The 14,995-nt window shown below is 42.6% G+C and carries 16 protein-coding genes and 1 pseudogene; 15 read left to right on the plus strand and 2 right to left on the minus strand.

Features of this window, described 5'->3' with window-relative positions:
- Positions 1-9 precede the first annotated feature (9 nt).
- A complete protein-coding gene (locus HGJ98_RS03590) occupies positions 10-165 on the plus strand; it encodes a hypothetical protein (protein ID WP_291349668.1) in 156 nt (51 codons plus the stop codon).
- Positions 166-235: 70 nt separating this feature from the next.
- Entirely contained in the window at positions 236-1,792 is a 1,557-nt protein-coding gene (locus HGJ98_RS03595; RefSeq protein ID WP_291349669.1) for an ABC-F family ATP-binding cassette domain-containing protein, read from the plus strand.
- 118 nt (positions 1,793-1,910) lie between these two features.
- Here the strand turns inward: HGJ98_RS03595 and HGJ98_RS03600 are convergent, their stop codons facing one another.
- Complete coding sequence (locus HGJ98_RS03600; protein ID WP_291349670.1) at positions 1,911-2,132, minus strand: hypothetical protein; 222 nt, start codon at positions 2,130-2,132, stop codon at positions 1,911-1,913.
- 257 nt (positions 2,133-2,389) lie between these two features.
- Between HGJ98_RS03600 and HGJ98_RS03605 the strand changes: the two genes are divergently transcribed.
- The 11 genes and pseudogenes from HGJ98_RS03605 to HGJ98_RS03655 all read left to right on the plus strand — a co-directional run bounded on the left by HGJ98_RS03605 (position 2,390) and on the right by HGJ98_RS03655 (position 12,549).
- Positions 2,390-3,568, plus strand: a complete 1,179-nt coding sequence (locus tag HGJ98_RS03605) for an MFS transporter (protein WP_291349671.1) — start codon at positions 2,390-2,392, stop codon at positions 3,566-3,568.
- Positions 3,569-3,696: 128 nt separating this feature from the next.
- Positions 3,697-4,302, plus strand: a complete 606-nt coding sequence (gene nadD, locus HGJ98_RS03610) for a nicotinate-nucleotide adenylyltransferase (RefSeq protein ID WP_291349672.1) — start codon at positions 3,697-3,699, stop codon at positions 4,300-4,302.
- A 133-nt stretch (positions 4,303-4,435) separates the two neighbouring features.
- Entirely contained in the window at positions 4,436-4,687 is a 252-nt protein-coding gene (locus tag HGJ98_RS03615) for an RNA-binding protein (RefSeq protein WP_291349673.1), read from the plus strand.
- A 123-nt stretch (positions 4,688-4,810) separates the two neighbouring features.
- Entirely contained in the window at positions 4,811-5,407 is a 597-nt protein-coding gene (yqeK, locus tag HGJ98_RS03620; protein WP_291349674.1) for a bis(5'-nucleosyl)-tetraphosphatase (symmetrical) YqeK, read from the plus strand.
- Entirely contained in the window at positions 5,382-5,741 is a 360-nt protein-coding gene (rsfS, locus tag HGJ98_RS03625) for a ribosome silencing factor (RefSeq protein ID WP_291349675.1), read from the plus strand. Before yqeK ends, rsfS begins: the two co-directional genes overlap by 26 nt.
- A 72-nt stretch (positions 5,742-5,813) precedes the next feature.
- Complete coding sequence (leuS, locus tag HGJ98_RS03630) at positions 5,814-8,315, plus strand: leucine--tRNA ligase (protein WP_291349676.1); 2,502 nt, start codon at positions 5,814-5,816, stop codon at positions 8,313-8,315.
- A 201-nt stretch (positions 8,316-8,516) separates the two neighbouring features.
- On the plus strand, positions 8,517-10,142 hold the full coding sequence (locus HGJ98_RS03635) for a cell wall-binding repeat-containing protein (protein WP_291349677.1): 1,626 nt from the start codon (positions 8,517-8,519) through the stop codon (positions 10,140-10,142).
- A pseudogene (locus HGJ98_RS03640) lies at positions 10,139-10,234 on the plus strand (hypothetical protein); the annotation flags it as partial. The gene HGJ98_RS03635 and the pseudogene HGJ98_RS03640, both read left to right, overlap by 4 nt.
- A gap of 15 nt (positions 10,235-10,249) precedes the next feature.
- Positions 10,250-10,648, plus strand: a complete 399-nt coding sequence (locus tag HGJ98_RS03645; RefSeq protein WP_291349678.1) for a cell wall-binding repeat-containing protein — start codon at positions 10,250-10,252, stop codon at positions 10,646-10,648.
- Positions 10,649-10,972: 324 nt separating this feature from the next.
- On the plus strand, positions 10,973-12,298 hold the full coding sequence (locus HGJ98_RS03650) for a PhoH family protein (RefSeq protein WP_291349679.1): 1,326 nt from the start codon (positions 10,973-10,975) through the stop codon (positions 12,296-12,298).
- Positions 12,299-12,333: 35 nt separating this feature from the next.
- Complete coding sequence (locus HGJ98_RS03655) at positions 12,334-12,549, plus strand: hypothetical protein (protein ID WP_291349680.1); 216 nt, start codon at positions 12,334-12,336, stop codon at positions 12,547-12,549.
- An 826-nt stretch (positions 12,550-13,375) separates the two neighbouring features.
- On the opposite strand, the gene HGJ98_RS03660 is transcribed toward HGJ98_RS03655, so the two are convergent.
- Positions 13,376-13,804, minus strand: a complete 429-nt coding sequence (locus HGJ98_RS03660; protein ID WP_291349681.1) for an OsmC family protein — start codon at positions 13,802-13,804, stop codon at positions 13,376-13,378.
- Between the two features lie 407 nt (positions 13,805-14,211).
- On the opposite strand from HGJ98_RS03660, the gene HGJ98_RS03665 reads away from it, so the two are divergent.
- Positions 14,212-14,514 (plus strand): nucleotidyltransferase family protein, encoded by a 303-nt coding sequence (locus HGJ98_RS03665; RefSeq protein ID WP_291349682.1) that lies wholly within the window; start codon positions 14,212-14,214, stop codon positions 14,512-14,514.
- Entirely contained in the window at positions 14,504-14,962 is a 459-nt protein-coding gene (locus HGJ98_RS03670) for a hypothetical protein (protein WP_291349683.1), read from the plus strand. The genes HGJ98_RS03665 and HGJ98_RS03670 overlap by 11 nt, the downstream gene beginning before the upstream one ends.
- The last annotated feature ends 33 nt before the right edge of the window (positions 14,963-14,995 follow it).

The following is a 14,995-nucleotide window of genomic DNA, read 5'->3' on the forward strand; positions in this document are numbered from 1 at the left end:
ATAAAAATAATGGATAAAAACACCTTGGACTTGATGAAAAAGTTGGTTGAGGAGAAGAAACTGAAGAGCTCTCAACAAGGCGGTCCTATTAAAGCTATGCAGAAAATCGGAGAAAAGAGAAAAGGCATCAAACGACGCAAGGTCGGTGGAATGTTTGATAAGTAAGACTCCCGCTTTTTCAAAGGGGAGGAGCTCTGCACATATAAGTTTACTTAAGGGAGAGAAGTAAAGTCAGATGAGTGTTTTAACTGTTGAAAATGTCAGCCATGGGTTTGGTGGACGTAAGATCTTTGAAGATGTTAGCTTTCGTTTATTAAAAGGTGAGCACGTTGGCTTAGTTGGAGCGAATGGGGAAGGGAAATCGACCTTTCTGGATATTATTACAGGTAAGCTTATGCCTGATAAAGGTAAGGTGGAATGGTCGAATCGAGTGACGGTGGGTTACTTAGATCAGCATACGGTTTTGTCCAAAGGGAAGACCATTCGAGATGTGCTTAAAGAGGCCTTCCAGGGAATGTATGACTTAGAAGCAGAGACCTTGGAGATGTATGACCGAATGGGAAATGTCTCCGAAAGTGAAATGAACAAGCTTCTGGAAGACGTAGGAGAAATCCAGAGCATTCTAGAGCTTAATGGTTTTTATATGATTGATGCAAAAATTGAAGAAATTGCTAATGGACTGGGGCTTGGAGAAATTGGTCTGGACAAGGATGTAGCGGATTTAAGCGGTGGACAGAGGACAAAGGTTTTATTGACCAAACTATTACTGCAAAATCCAACCATTTTAATTTTAGACGAGCCAACGAACTTTTTAGATGTAGAGCATATTGAATGGTTAAAACGCTACCTTAATCAGTACGAGAATGCTTTTATTCTTGTTTCTCATGATGTGCCATTTTTGAATAGCGTTATTAACGTTATTTATCATGTGGAAAATGCGCTGTTGACACGCTATACAGGAAACTACGAACAATTTATGGAGCTCCTAGAAACTCGAAAGATCCATGAACTAAAAGCCTATGATAAGCAGCAAAAAGAAGTGGACCGCCTCGAAGACTTTATTGCTCGTAATAAAGCACGGATTTCAACGACTGGGCGGGCAAAAAGCCGGCAGAAGCAGCTGGAAAAAATGGATCTGATTGAGCGACCTCGGGAGAGGATTCAACCAAAGTTTAAGTTTAGAGAAGCTCGATCTCCCGGAAAGATGATTTTTGAAGCAAGGGATATTGTTTTGGGTTATGATGAGCCCTTAACTCGTCCTTTGGATTTAGCCCTGGAGCGTGGACAGAAAGTTGCCATCCGTGGAGTGAACGGATTAGGAAAATCCACCTTGCTAAAGACACTCCTCGGTTTTATCCCAACCGTGTCCGGTGAAGTTGAGTTAGGAGACTACCTTTACCCGGGTTACTTCGAGCAGGAATCCAGTCGCAAGAATACTAAGACGGCACTGGAGGAAGTGTGGGATGAGTTTCCCGGCATGACAAACTCTGAGGTGCGCGGAGCCTTAGCTAGATGTGGTTTGACTAGTGAACACATCTCCAGCAAAATGATGGTTTTGAGTGGAGGAGAGAATGCCAAGGTTCGCTTGTGTAAGCTGATGCTGAAAGATGTGAACTGGTTGGTTCTTGACGAACCTACGAATCATTTGGATGTAGAGGCTAAGGCTGAACTTAAGCGGGCGATTAAGGAATATAAAGGAACTGTCATTGTCGTTTCCCATGAACCGGATTTTTACGAAGATTGGGTCACGGATGTGTGGAACCTGGAGGAATGGACGACGAAAATCGTGTAAGGGAATAGATTGTTTGTTAGAAATCTTATCCACTAAACAAAAGGCTTGCTGATAATGTCAGTAAGCCCTTTTCAAGTCCGCCAAGCTGGTAATAAATTCTTAGACTATATGTAAGGATTTAATGAGTATATGCATCTACGGCTTTAGTGAGCATTTCTTTCCATGAAAGGAAATTAGTCGTCTTTCGGACGTGCGCATCTATAGCTTCATCAGGGATAGCTTCGTAATCTTCTTCTGAATTTACGACAAATCCACCCGATGATAGTAATTCATCGATGGATTCATACTGAGTGTAATGTCGCATGAAATCAGATGTAAAAAGTTCGGTAAAGGAAATCACTAGTTTCACCTCCCCCTGAGTTATTAAGTCGTAATTATCGTAAGGATTCTTCCAGCTTTGAAGCAAGGTTTGTTTATAACTCTAGTATTATTCGCATTTTTACACCTACTAATTCCTCGAGTTTTCTGTTGATTTGAGCGTGGTGCAAGAAGGGTAAGCGGAAGGAATTCGAGCTAGTTTATGGAATGATTATTAGAAAGAATCACAGAAGGAAATAGAAAGAGGGGAAAAAATTGATTAACCCTTACTTATGGGTTTTGAGCTTAGGTCATTTGGTTGTCGATTTAGGTCAGGGAATCCTTCCTATCTTAATGCCCTTTTTAGCTCAAAGCCTTCATCTTAGCTATTTTCAAGTGGGTACTGTTGTGTTGGCTTTTACCTTTAGTTCAGCAATTATACAGCCTATTTTTGGGGTGTTTAGCGATCGGTACAGTATGCCTTGGTTAATGCCTCTGGGACTTTTCCTTTCCGGCTTTGGTTTGGCATTAACAGGAATGGTTAACTCCTACGAATTGCTGTTAGTTGCGGTACTGCTAAGTGGTATTGGGGTGGCGGGATACCACCCAGAAGGATCCAAAGTGGCCCATTTTGCCAGCGAGGATAGCAAGGCCGGGTCCTCCATGGCAGTGTTTTCCGTAGGAGGAAATCTTGGTTTTGGCCTTGGCCCCATGTTCGCAATGTTTCTATTGGGTTTTGCGGGCTTGGACTCAATTGAGGGGCTCATGATTCCGGGAGCCTTGACCGCTCTTATTTTTATTTTCTTGTTGCCTCGATTTAAGAAAATTTTAGCGCAAAAATCCCACACACAAAAAAGGGGAATAGAACAGACACCAATTGCTGGTAATGGAAAGAGAACAGGAAACTTAATTCGTTTGATACTATATATCACTGTGAGATCTTGGATACACTCTGGTTTAGTTTATTTCATTCCCTTTTATTTTCCCAGCTTTAAAGGAATTGCTGAGCCTGAATATCTGGTGAGCACGTTTTTAATTGCCGGGGTGGTAGGGACGCTTTTGGGCGGGCCGTTTGCCGACCGTTTTGGTGGACGGAATGGATTGGTGATTTCTATGATTATATCCTTACTCACTGTCTACCCGTTTTTACACTTCAATGGTCCATGGATTCCCATTTTTGCTTTTATTACTGGCGCGTCAATCATCTCGACCTTTTCAGTTACCGTGGTTTTCGGGCAAAGGCTATTACCTAATAACGTCGGTTTAGCCTCGGGGTTAATGCTTGGGTTTGGTGTTGGTATGGGATCTATCGGGGTAACCTTACTAGGGGTAATCGCGGACAACTTTGGCTTGCCTCTAACTATGAACCTGATAAGCCTATTGCCTGTCTTAGGTATAATACTTGCCTTTACTTTGCCAGATGTTAGGGCTAGGGACTCTGTTTCCCAGCAAGGAAAACCTTTAGAGCAAGGAGTCTAAACAAAGTGTTGTAAATTACAAATATTTATTACGGATAAACGCGTGATAATGGGTTGAGAGTGGTATACTGATAAAGAATTTGTTTTGCATTGTCGACTAGTTAAAATAATAATGGTTTAGAGGCGAAAATGAAGAAAATTGGAATCATGGGCGGCACCTTTGACCCAATTCATTATGGGCATTTGGTTGCTGCGGAAATGGCGCGTGGGGAGTTCAAGTTAAGTAAAGTATTATTTATTCCGACTGGAACTCCGCCGCATAAAAATCGAAGAGACATCTCAGCTGGAGAAGTACGCTTCGAGATGGTGAAGCGTGCTATTCAGGATAATCCTGCCTTTGATATTTCTGCTTTGGAAATTGAACGGGAAGGTCCATCTTATACGGTTGAAACCTTACGTGTCTTACGACGCACATGGCCGGAAGATGAGCTTTATTTTATCACGGGGTCGGATGCGCTCTTAGAGATCTTTTCGTGGCGTGAAGCGGAAGAGATTTTTAAGTTGATCCAATTTATTGGTGCCGCTCGTCCAGGGTTTGATGCTAGTGACTTTTTCCTAAAGGTTCAACAGGAACATCCAGAAACTCAGGGGAAAATTCATTATTTGGAAGTTCCCGCTCTGGCAATTTCGTCAACGGATATTAGGGCACGAGTTCGGCGTGGAGAACCAATCAGATACCTTTTGCCTGAGCCTGTTCGTCTTTATCTGGAAGAGCTTGGGCTTTATGTAGAATAAGTTCTTTGAGGTAGTAAGATTGCTTATTTTTAGTTGTTTGAGAACTATCAAAATTTTTGTCGCATACTCTGTCCGTATTTGACCATACTAAAAACGATCAGTGATTAATACGAGACAAGAGGTGACAGTTATCATGGCAACAACACTATATGTAGGAAATCTTCCGTGGAATACGACAGCCGAGGAACTCGGAGAATTCTTCAGCGAGTATGGTCAGGTGGAAAGCAGTCGGATTATTACCGATCGTGAGACTGGCCGATCCCGGGGGTTTGGCTTTATCGAAGTTGAAGAAACGGATGCGGAACGTATGGCACAGGAGTTAAATGGCAAAGATTTTGGTGGAAGACCATTAACGGTCAATGAAGCCAAACCGAAGCAAATGTAATACTCTACGACTGTAAGGGAGACCTCTGAAAGCTTTGTGGGGTCTCCCTTTTGCATCCTAAGCATTTAATTGTTAAAATAGAATAATTAAGAGAAATGTGGAGATAAAAGAGGAGCGAGATACGTGATATTGCAAGTTGGGGTGCTGAGGGATCTAGCGGCTCGTGTTCTTTCAGAAGAACGTTTTAGACATACAGTGGGGGTCGCAGATTGGGCGGAAAAGTTAGCTCTACATCATGGATTGGATCCGGTTAAAGCTCGTTGTGCAGGATTAGTGCATGATTTAGCAAAGGAAGTTCCCTTGAAAAGTCAGTTAAGGTATGCACGGCGGTGGAATTTGCTTAAGTATCCTGAAGATGAGCAAAGCCCTTATGTTCTACACGGATCTGTGGCGGCTTATTGGTTGGAACATTATTACGGATTAGATGATGCAGAGATCCTGGCAGCTGTTGCCAATCATACCTTGGGAAGGCCGGGAATGTGCCCTTTGGAGATGTTGATTTACAGTGCTGATCTAACGGAACCTGACCGTGATTTTGCAAAAGTGGACTTTTTGCGTCAATCCTTGTATGATAATTTAGAAAAGGGTACATTAGCCTGTGTTGAACACACGTTAATATATTTAAAAGAGGGCAAACGCCCCATTCATCCTTTAACTCAATTGACATTTGATGATTTACAAAGGAGGTTAACTATTGGAACTGGATCAAAAAATGCTTAACCAAGTGGTCGGTTATGTAGAAGACAAAAAAGGTGGAGACATTACCCTTTTGAATTTAAAGGGAATTTCAATGGTCACGGATTATTGCTTACTTGTGACTGGAAATACGACGACTCAGGTTAAAGCGATCACGGACCATTTAGAAGAGAAGCTGCCGGAAATTGGAATACCTGTCATTCATCTTGAAGGATTGCCAACGGCTAACTGGGTGTTGATGGATTGTGGCGGTGATTTAGTGATTCATGTTATGACTCCGGATCAGCGTGAATTTTATCAGCTTGAACGTCTCTGGAAAGATGCAGAGGTCATGTCATCAAGTCCGGCGGAGCACTAAGTCGAAGACGGCTCTCTCGTCCCTTTAGGGACGGGAGTTTTTTCAGTTATTTCTAAGGGGGAAGATTTTTTTATGCAAGAGAGATACTCGTTTCCTGAGATCGAATCTAAGTGGCAGAAAAAATGGGTAGAGAAAAAGGCTTATAAAACGGAGGAAGATTCTTCAAAACCCAAGTATTATGCTTTGGCTATGTTTCCTTATCCTTCGGGAGATCTACATATGGGGCATGTGCGGAATTACTCAATTGCAGATGTCATTGCTCGTTACAAACGGATGACCGGACATAATGTCCTTCACCCTATTGGCTGGGATGCCTTTGGCTTACCCGCTGAAAATGCAGCTATCAAGCATCAGACACCTCCGGCGGACTGGACCTGGAAAAACATAGAAAATATGCGGCGCCAGCTCCAAGAAATGGGGATTTCCTATGATTGGGACCGGGAAGTTGCGACCTGTCATCCCGGGTATTATAAATGGACACAATGGTTATTCTTAGAGTTTCATAAACATGGGTTGGTATATAAGAAGAAGGCGGCTGTAAACTGGTGTCCTTCCTGTGCCACGGTGCTTGCTAATGAACAAGTTGTGGACGGTGGGTGCGAGAGGTGCGATACCTTAGTCACAAAGAAAAATCTGGAACAGTGGTTCTTCAAAATCACGGATTATGCGGAAGCCTTGCTTCAGGATTTAGATAAGTTACCGGGTTGGCCTGAAAAGGTAAAAACTATGCAACGGAACTGGATCGGCCGTTCTGAAGGTGTAGAGGTTAAGTTTGCCTTGGAAGAACGCCCTGAAAAAATTTCTGTCTATACGACTCGTGTTGACACTCTGTTTGGGGTGAGCTATGTAGTTCTTGCACCGGAACATCCGCTGGTTCTTGAGTTAGTGAGTGGGACAGGCTATGAGGCGGACGTGTTAGCTTTCATCGAAAAAATGAAAGGTCTCAATGAAATTGCCCGGACAGCTACAGATGCAGAAAAGGAAGGTCTATTCATCGGAGCTTATTGTCTAAATCCCTTAAGTGGCAAGAAAGTACCGATTTGGATTGCAAACTATGTCCTGCTTGAATATGGGACTGGGGCAGTTATGGGTGTGCCGGCTCATGACGAAAGGGACTTTGAATTTGCGACCAAGTATAGCTTGGATATTAATACGGTTATTATGCCTCTGGAAAAGTTGTTGGAAGAGAAGGACCTGCCACTTAAAGCTGCCTACACTGGAGAAGGTTTTATGGTTAATTCCGGTTCTTTTGATGGACTCATGAGTGATGAGGCTTTAGAACGGATTGCCGATGAAGCAGAGCGGCTGGGTATAGGTCAACGGAAGGTTAATTTCCGTCTGCGGGATTGGCTTATTTCTCGTCAGCGTTATTGGGGAGCTCCGATTCCCATGATTTATTGTGATTCCTGTGGAACCGTACCTGTACCTGAAGAACAACTGCCAGTTATGCTGCCACCTGATGTAGTCTTTAAATCGGGGGAAAATCCCTTGGCGACTTCATCCTTGTTCATCGAAACAACCTGTCCTAAGTGCGGGGGAGTTGCTCGACGAGAAACGGATACCATGGACACCTTTGCTTGTTCTTCCTGGTATTTCCTTCGCTACACTGACCCGCGCAATCCAGAAAAGGCTTTTTCTAAAGAAGCAGCTAATCAGTGGATGAATGTTGATCAATACGTTGGTGGAGTGGAACATGCGATCCTGCATCTTTTATATGCACGCTTTTTTACTAAGGGTTTAAGAGATTTTGGCTACTTGGAAGCAGATGAACCTTTTCAAAACTTACTTACCCAAGGGATGGTTTGTATGAATGGTTCTAAAATGTCTAAGTCCAAGGGGAATGTTGTTAGTCCGGGAGCAATTATTGGTAAATATGGGGCAGATACTGCCCGTTTGTTTATCCTCTTCGCAGCTCCTCCAGATAGAGATTTAGAGTGGAGCGATCAAGGGGTTGAAGGATGCTATCGTTTTCTAAATCGAGTTTGGCGCTTGGTCGCTCAGTACGAGCCCCTCATTAGAGGAGTTCAAAGTCAAACATCGGCTCTCACAGCTTCGGATCAGTGGAAAGCCTTAGACAAAGATAGTAAAGAAATGCGACGGCATACTCATTTGGCCATACAGAGAGTAACTAATGATATTGGGAAGCGTTATAACTTTAATACTGCCATTAGCACAATTATGGAATGGGTTAATGCTTTATACCTCTACAAGGAAAAACCAACGGCGGATCCTGCAGTTGGTCGAGAGGCCTTGGAAGGAATTCTTATTCTTCTAGCCCCCATTGCTCCCCATATTACAGAAGAGCTTTGGAGCGAATTAGGCCATACAGAAAGCATTCATCTCCAGCCTTGGCCTGAAGTGGATGAAGCGGCTCTCGTACAAGATGAGGTGACGGTTATTCTCCAGGTGAATGGGAAAGTTCGGGACCGCATTCAAGTCGCAGCTGATATCTCAGCAGCTGAGCTGGAAACGTTGGTCATGGCTCAGCCCAAAGTTACAGAATGGACCCAAGGAAAAACCATTGTTAAAGTGATTACAGTTCCGGGTAAACTGGTTAATATTGTCGTTAAATAAGACATAGAGGCCGTTGGCTTACGAAGGAAATAGTTCGTAATAAGCCAACGGCCTTTGTTTATGCAAGTTTGGAGAATTATTAATGAAAACATTAACAATCAATCCATTACATAGTATATTTTTAGGAAAAAATTTGTCATGGGGAGGTATCAGTAGTTTATTATAGAAGTAGTATAAATACGAAAGTAGGGAGGAAACTACGTGAAGTTTAAGAAAAAACTAATTTGGGTCGCAATGTTACTGATACTATCACTTACTTTATCAGGTTGTAGTCAGAATCAACAGGCCATTTTTGATGCTGGCATGAAAATGCAAAATGTAACGTCTTTACAGCAGCAGACGACCATGACCTTCAAACTAAGTGGCACAGGGTTTGACCCTGCTGTCCAACAACAAGTTGATACTGCTGTTGCGTTTGTGAATAATGCTACCTTAAACTTAGATACTAAAATGAATAGCAATGAAGAGAGAACGGTTAGTAAATCCCAAGTAGACATGAATTTGACCTTACAGGGGATGAACATAACGATGCCAGTTTGGGTAGATTCGGATTTAACCGGAGACACTCCAAAAATTACTGAGATTTTTAGGCTTCCTGAACTAGCAAAAGGATCTTTACCGCCCGAGTTTGCTAGCAAGGAATATGTAGTCTTAAATCCGAATAATATGGGTGCAGCTGAACAAAGTAGTATGAATATGTCCAAACTTGCGGAATTTAGCAAACGTATGCAAGTTAAGCAAGTGGCTTTTTTAACTAGTTTTGCACAACGATTTAATCCGGACATTAAGGTGGTTTCAAAAGGAAGTCGGTACTTGGAAACTAACGAGGGTAGCAAGTCAGCCGAAATTTATGAAATCAAACTTAATGACCAACAACTAAAGGAATTTATCCGATACACTGTTAACAATTCTGCCCAGGACGAAGAGGCAATGTTGTTTGTTAAGGAGTATATGGATACTATCTTAAAATTTAGTCAAGTTCCTGAGGGAGAAAGTAGCTTTGATCAGGATTTAAAGGATTTCGAGGTTAAGAAACAAGAGTTTCTTGACCAGTTTAATCTTGTTATGGATGAGTTAAAAGATGTTACCTTATTAGGTGATCAAGGATTAGAGCTGGAATATGCTATTGTTGATGGGTATGTGGTAAAGAAAAGTGGTGCTCTAGATCTTAGGGTGGAGTTGGCTGAGATTAATCAATTAATGAAGGCTCTAAACCCGGGACAAAGCATGACGGAAGAAGCAACAGGCAGCTGCAGTTTGAAGGTCGACTTTAGTACGGTTACCTCAAATATTAACAAGCCGATCGAGATTGAAATTCCGGAAGTAAATGAAAATAACTCCTTTGATTACATGGATTTAATCAAAGCCCTTACTCCTCCTGCAGCCTTGGAAGGTGCAGTTCGTTTGGCAGGAGAGGATGGCTACACTACGTCAAGAGTCATTGGGGAAGAGTATAACAGAGGTCAATGTGCAAACATCATTGTAGCCTCCGGTCTCAACGTTACAGATGCATTATCCTCGAGTAGTTTATCTAAGAAATTGGATGCTCCGATTTTGCTCGTAGGGGCAACGGTTGAAGAGTCTTCGGAAGCCTTTGATTATATTGCCTCACATGCAAATCCTGATACGAAACTTTATATAGTCGGCGGTACTGGGGTAATTGACACATCCTTTGAAACAGAACTTAGGAAGCGTGGGCATGAAACTATTATCCGATTGGGTGGAGTTGATCGTTACGAAACAGCTATGGCTGTGGTAGACCAGGTTAAGGTAGAGTATGGAACCCCGGTGTTCTTAATTTCTGGCGAAAGTTTCCCGATGCGCTGAGTACTGCTAGTTTTGTTGGGTCAAAGCAGTATCCAGCACTTTTTACAGGTAAAAATTATCTGTCTGACAAAACAAAGGATTATATCTCAACTAATAAGCCTGTTACTGTGTATATCATTGGCGGTACAGCGGTTATCCCAGAGACATTAGAAGCTCGGGTCAAAGAATTAGTGCCTTCAGCAAATGTAATCCGTCTTGCAGGACTTGATCGTTTTGATACCGCGGGTGCAGTTCTCAACGAGTTTTCACTCAACCCTCGGACAGTTTATTTGGCCAATGGGTATGAAAACCTTGAGGCCCTTGCAGGAAGTGCCTTAGCGGCAAAGACCAGTGATCCGGTTCTTCTGATTAACCCTAAACTTAGTACACTACCTCCTGCAACTGAGGCTTACCTCAAAAAACTCAGCGACTCAGGATATCGTCCTATGGTTCGAGCCTTCGGTGGATCGGTGGTTGTTCCAGATCATCTTATTAAGCAGGCTGAAATGGTTCTGAACGGAAAGTAGACTAATCTCTTTCGTTAATCGATATCGAAAAACTTAGAAAGCATTGCTTATAATTATTATATAGATTGTCCTAGAGGGGCGGTTCATCTTGGCTTTTTATAGATGCAAGATAGAACCGCTCTTGTCTTTATTTATAAAAATAAGTTTGTCGTCCTTAGGGACAAAACGTATGAAAATAGGTTTTGCGAATGCTTGGTAAGGTTGGGAATATACATTTAGAAAAGGTTTGAATATCGAAAGGAATATCTAATTAAAAAATAGAGAATTTGGAATTTTATGGAATAGACTATAATTAGGACGGTTTAGACGAAGGGGTGTATATAGTTGCAAAAAGTATATGTACTCGATTCTAGCGTGTTATTGCATGACCCTAATGCCATCTATCAATTCCAAGAGAATGAAGTCATTATTCCCTATGTAGTTCTGGAGGAAATTGAAAGTAAGAAACGCCTCTTAGAAAACATCGGTCGGGCCGCTCGGGAAGCGATTCGTCATCTTGACCGATTGCGAGAAAAAGGGCAACTATCTCAAGGTGTTCTTCTGTCCAATGGAGGTAAGATACGCATTGAATTAAATCATTACTCCAATGAGATCTTGCCCTTAAAATCAGATATGGCACTGGCAGACAATCGAATTCTTGCAGTTGCTCTGAGTTTAACCCACGAAGAAGAACGACCTGTTGTTTTAGTTACTAAAGATATTGCCATGCGTGTTAAAGCGGATGCGTTAGGAATTTTAACGGACGATTATCATAATGACAAAGTTGTATTACCTCCCATTGTGGAGGAGATTTTAACGCTTTCTCTTGACGATCATGACGTGTCTCTGCTTTATCAAGATAGGTATATTCTCCTCGAGTCAGCGCTATCTCCGAACCGTTGTGTCAAGGCGGTTTTAAGTGATGATAGCGTTTTGCCACTTGTTTCATCTTCTGATGGGAAAAGGTTAATCTATCAAATGGGGAGAGGGCTGGCTCCCTGGGATATCAGGCCTAAAAATCTGGAGCAATCTTGGGCTTTGGAAATGCTCACTAATCCTGACATTAAATTGGTTAATCTGATGGGTCCGGCAGGTACTGGAAAGACGTTACTTGCTTTGGCCTGTGGCCTTGAGCAAACAATCCATGCCGAAATCTATGTTAGGATGCTTTGTGCCCGCCCGATTGTTCCCTTTGGCAAGGATATAGGGTTCCTTCCCGGAGAAAAGCATCAGAAGGTCCGTCCGTATATGCAGCCAATTTATGATAACCTTGAGTTTCTCCTGCGGACGCGGCGAGAGAAAGATCGCGAGAGAGGCAGTGAATCTGTGATTGATAGCGCCATTGATCTTCTCATCAAAAAGAGGCAACTTGAAATTGAAGTGTTGACCTATATTCGAGGACGAAGTATTCCTAACCAATTCATTATAATTGATGAGGCCCAAAATCTTTCGGCACATGAGGTAAAGACGATTATTACACGTGCTGGGGAGGGCACAAAAATAGTGCTTTGTGGGGACCCGGATCAAATCGACCATCCTTATTTGGACAAAGAGAGTAATGGATTAGCCCATCTCGCTTCGAGGTTGTCTGGGCAGTCTTTTTATGGCCAGGTTCGGCTGATTCGCGGGGAACGGAGTGAGTTGGCTACGAGGGCGGCGGGGCTGTTATAGGGGGGACTTAGGGGACTTGTGTCACCCAGCGCTCGGTGCTTACGACGCAGAGCAAACTAACCGTTCAAGCTCTTGGCTTGGGGGCGCGGGGTTCATCCTTCGGCGATAGTATTCGTTTGAAGAACCCGCCTACGGCGATAATCTCCACTGGAGACTATCGTGCCAAAAGCGCCGTCCATGGCGCATTGGCGGCAGTGTACATCCCTGTACACTGCCCCGGTCTGGGGTCGCCTGAACGGAAGTTTGCTTAGCTGCTTACGTAAAGACCTCGCGCTCGTGTGACACTGCGTCCTGGGCTTGGGTAGACGGGGGAACGGGAGAACGGGAGTACGACTTTTGGGTAGAAGGCACATTTCATGTGCGCCTTCCTCTGCAGGGGAAACATAAGGGAAGGGGACGTGTCCTTTGCTCCAGAACTAAAGACTTGATAGTGTGAAACTACGTCCTGGTCATGGGTAGATGGGGAACGGGAAAACGGGGGCACGACTCTTGGGTAGAAGGCGCATTTCATGTGCGCCTTCCTCTGCAGGGGAAACATAAAGGGAAGGGGACGTGTTCTTTGCTCTAAAACTAAAGACGGGATGGTGCGTCCTGGGCTTGGGTAGACGGGAGAACGGGGCACGACTTTTGGGTAGAAGGCACATTCCATGTGCGCCTTCATCTGTGGGGAAATATAGGGAAGGGGACGTGTTCTTAGCTCCAAAACTAAAGACGTGATGGTGTGACACTGCGTCCTGGGCTTGGGTAGACGGGGGAACGGGAGAACGAAGCACGACTTTTGGGTAGAAGGTACATTCCATGTGCACCTTCATAGCTTGAGGCAGGGGCTGAGTCTATTTTGGTGTTTAAAAGCAGACAGTTATAGGTTTTAACACAAAAAAGCAGATACTCAGCGATCTGCTTTTTCAACGTATCAGAAAGTTAGGGTCCTCTTTCACTCATGTCATCCTGAGCGCAGCGAAGGATCTTAACTTGTGTGAAATAGTGCAGAAGTCAAGATTCTTCGGCTATGCCTCAGAAAGACATAATAGTAAAAAGACGCGTAGCGTTTTTCCTAATGCATCACTATTCCATTAATTAGACTCTCACTATCTCATATTCATTACTTATCTCGACATTATGCTTAATCATATTCCACACTGGACAGATAGATTCTTCAGATAGGCTTATTGCTTTTTTAACGTCCGATTCAAGGGCATCCTTTGATTTTAAGATAATTACCATATGAATCTTTTCAAAACCCGTAGGATGTTGTTCCCTTCTATTACCGTTAACATTGATTTTGAGACCAGATACGTCTTTTCTCATCTGCCGCAGTAAACTGGCAATTGAGGTACCGGCGCAGGAAGCTAAGCTTACAAGAAATAACTCCAATGAGGTGTAACCCTCGCCATCTCCTATCGGCGGAGTGTAGTCCAAAGTGATTTCTGGATTGGATCCTGATGTGCCAATGAATTTCACCTTTTGATTAACCATTTCAGCAGAGGCTGTGAGTTGTTGAGACATAATAATTCGATCCTCCTGTTCTCCTATTTATCTCTCTCGCTCAGAGTTTTGGGTTGGGTAAGCTTTAGATTATTTTTTGTGATTCCGAATAAGTTGAACTCTCGGGATTTCTCTGACAATTACTTGCAAGAATAAACTACTATAAATGGTATTACATGTAAAGCATTTATGAAACAATGATTTTTGGAGGGAAGCAAAGGAACGGTTCTCTTGCTTCCTACGTCTTTATGTTAAATCTTATGAAGACTATGGTGAGGAAATTGGCTAAACTAGTAACGACTTACGCATTGGGAACACCCGATCCCTTATCCGAAACACGTAAAATAATAACTAAACAGGGATCTAATGACAAGCTTTAGAGATGATGTTACAATGTAAGTGTTAGTAAAATTATGGGAGTTGATTATTTGAGCGAGATTTTATCTAGAGTTCCGAAAGAATTTCAAAAAGATGTAAGCTCTGCAATCGAGATACTAAAGAATGCGGGATGCAAAGAAGTATTCATCTTTGGCTCATTGATCACGGGTACTTACAGAGAGGATTCAGACATAGATATTGCAATAAAAGGTTGTTCACCAGAAAATTATTTTGCATTACTAGGGCAATTACTTACTACATTAAGTCGACCCGTCGATTTGATTAACTTAGATAGAGATGATGCGTTTTCAAAATACCTTGTGAAAGAAGGTGACCTTTACCGTGTCTCTTGAAAAGGCTATATCCCAAATCAATTTTGAAATACAGCAAATTGATGAACTCTTTGCTTCTTATAATGATTTGATTGAGAAGAGTAAAGGGGAAGAACCCACTTTAATAGAACTAACAGCACTTGGTTCTGTATTGCATTCCTTCTATAATGGTGTAGAAAATATATTTAAAACGATCGGCAAAACTATTGATGGAAAACTTCCTACAGGTCATCAATGGCATAGCGAACTTATAAAACAAATGACTGAAGACACATATAATCGTACACCCGTTATCTCACAGGGTTTAAAGGGAAAGTTGATAGAATACTTGGCTTTCAGACATTTCTATCGTAACTCATACTCATTTTTCTTAAAATGGAATGAGTTAAAGAAACTCTCAGACCCAGTGATATTGGTATGGTTAGAATGTAAGGCCGAATTGAAGTCATTCATCGAGAGCCAAATTTAATTATTACTAAGATGTTTACCCCGGAATTAGTTT

This window comes from Desulfosporosinus sp., from assembly GCF_014237355.1.
Lineage (GTDB): Bacteria > Bacillota > Desulfitobacteriia > Desulfitobacteriales > Desulfitobacteriaceae > Desulfosporosinus.

Excerpts from the sequence above, each read along its gene's own strand:
- nadD (WP_291349672.1), top strand. The coding sequence starts at position 3,697 with ATGAAGAAAATTGGAATCATGGGCGGCACCTTTGACCCAATTCATTAT.
- HGJ98_RS03595 (WP_291349669.1), top strand. The coding sequence starts at position 236 with ATGAGTGTTTTAACTGTTGAAAATGTCAGCCATGGGTTTGGTGGACGT.
- leuS (WP_291349676.1), top strand. The coding sequence starts at position 5,814 with ATGCAAGAGAGATACTCGTTTCCTGAGATCGAATCTAAGTGGCAGAAA.
- HGJ98_RS03615 (WP_291349673.1), top strand. The coding sequence starts at position 4,436 with ATGGCAACAACACTATATGTAGGAAATCTTCCGTGGAATACGACAGCC.
- HGJ98_RS03660 (WP_291349681.1), bottom strand. The coding sequence starts at position 13,804 with ATGTCTCAACAACTCACAGCCTCTGCTGAAATGGTTAATCAAAAGGTG.
- HGJ98_RS03590 (WP_291349668.1), top strand. The coding sequence starts at position 10 with ATGGATAAAAACACCTTGGACTTGATGAAAAAGTTGGTTGAGGAGAAG.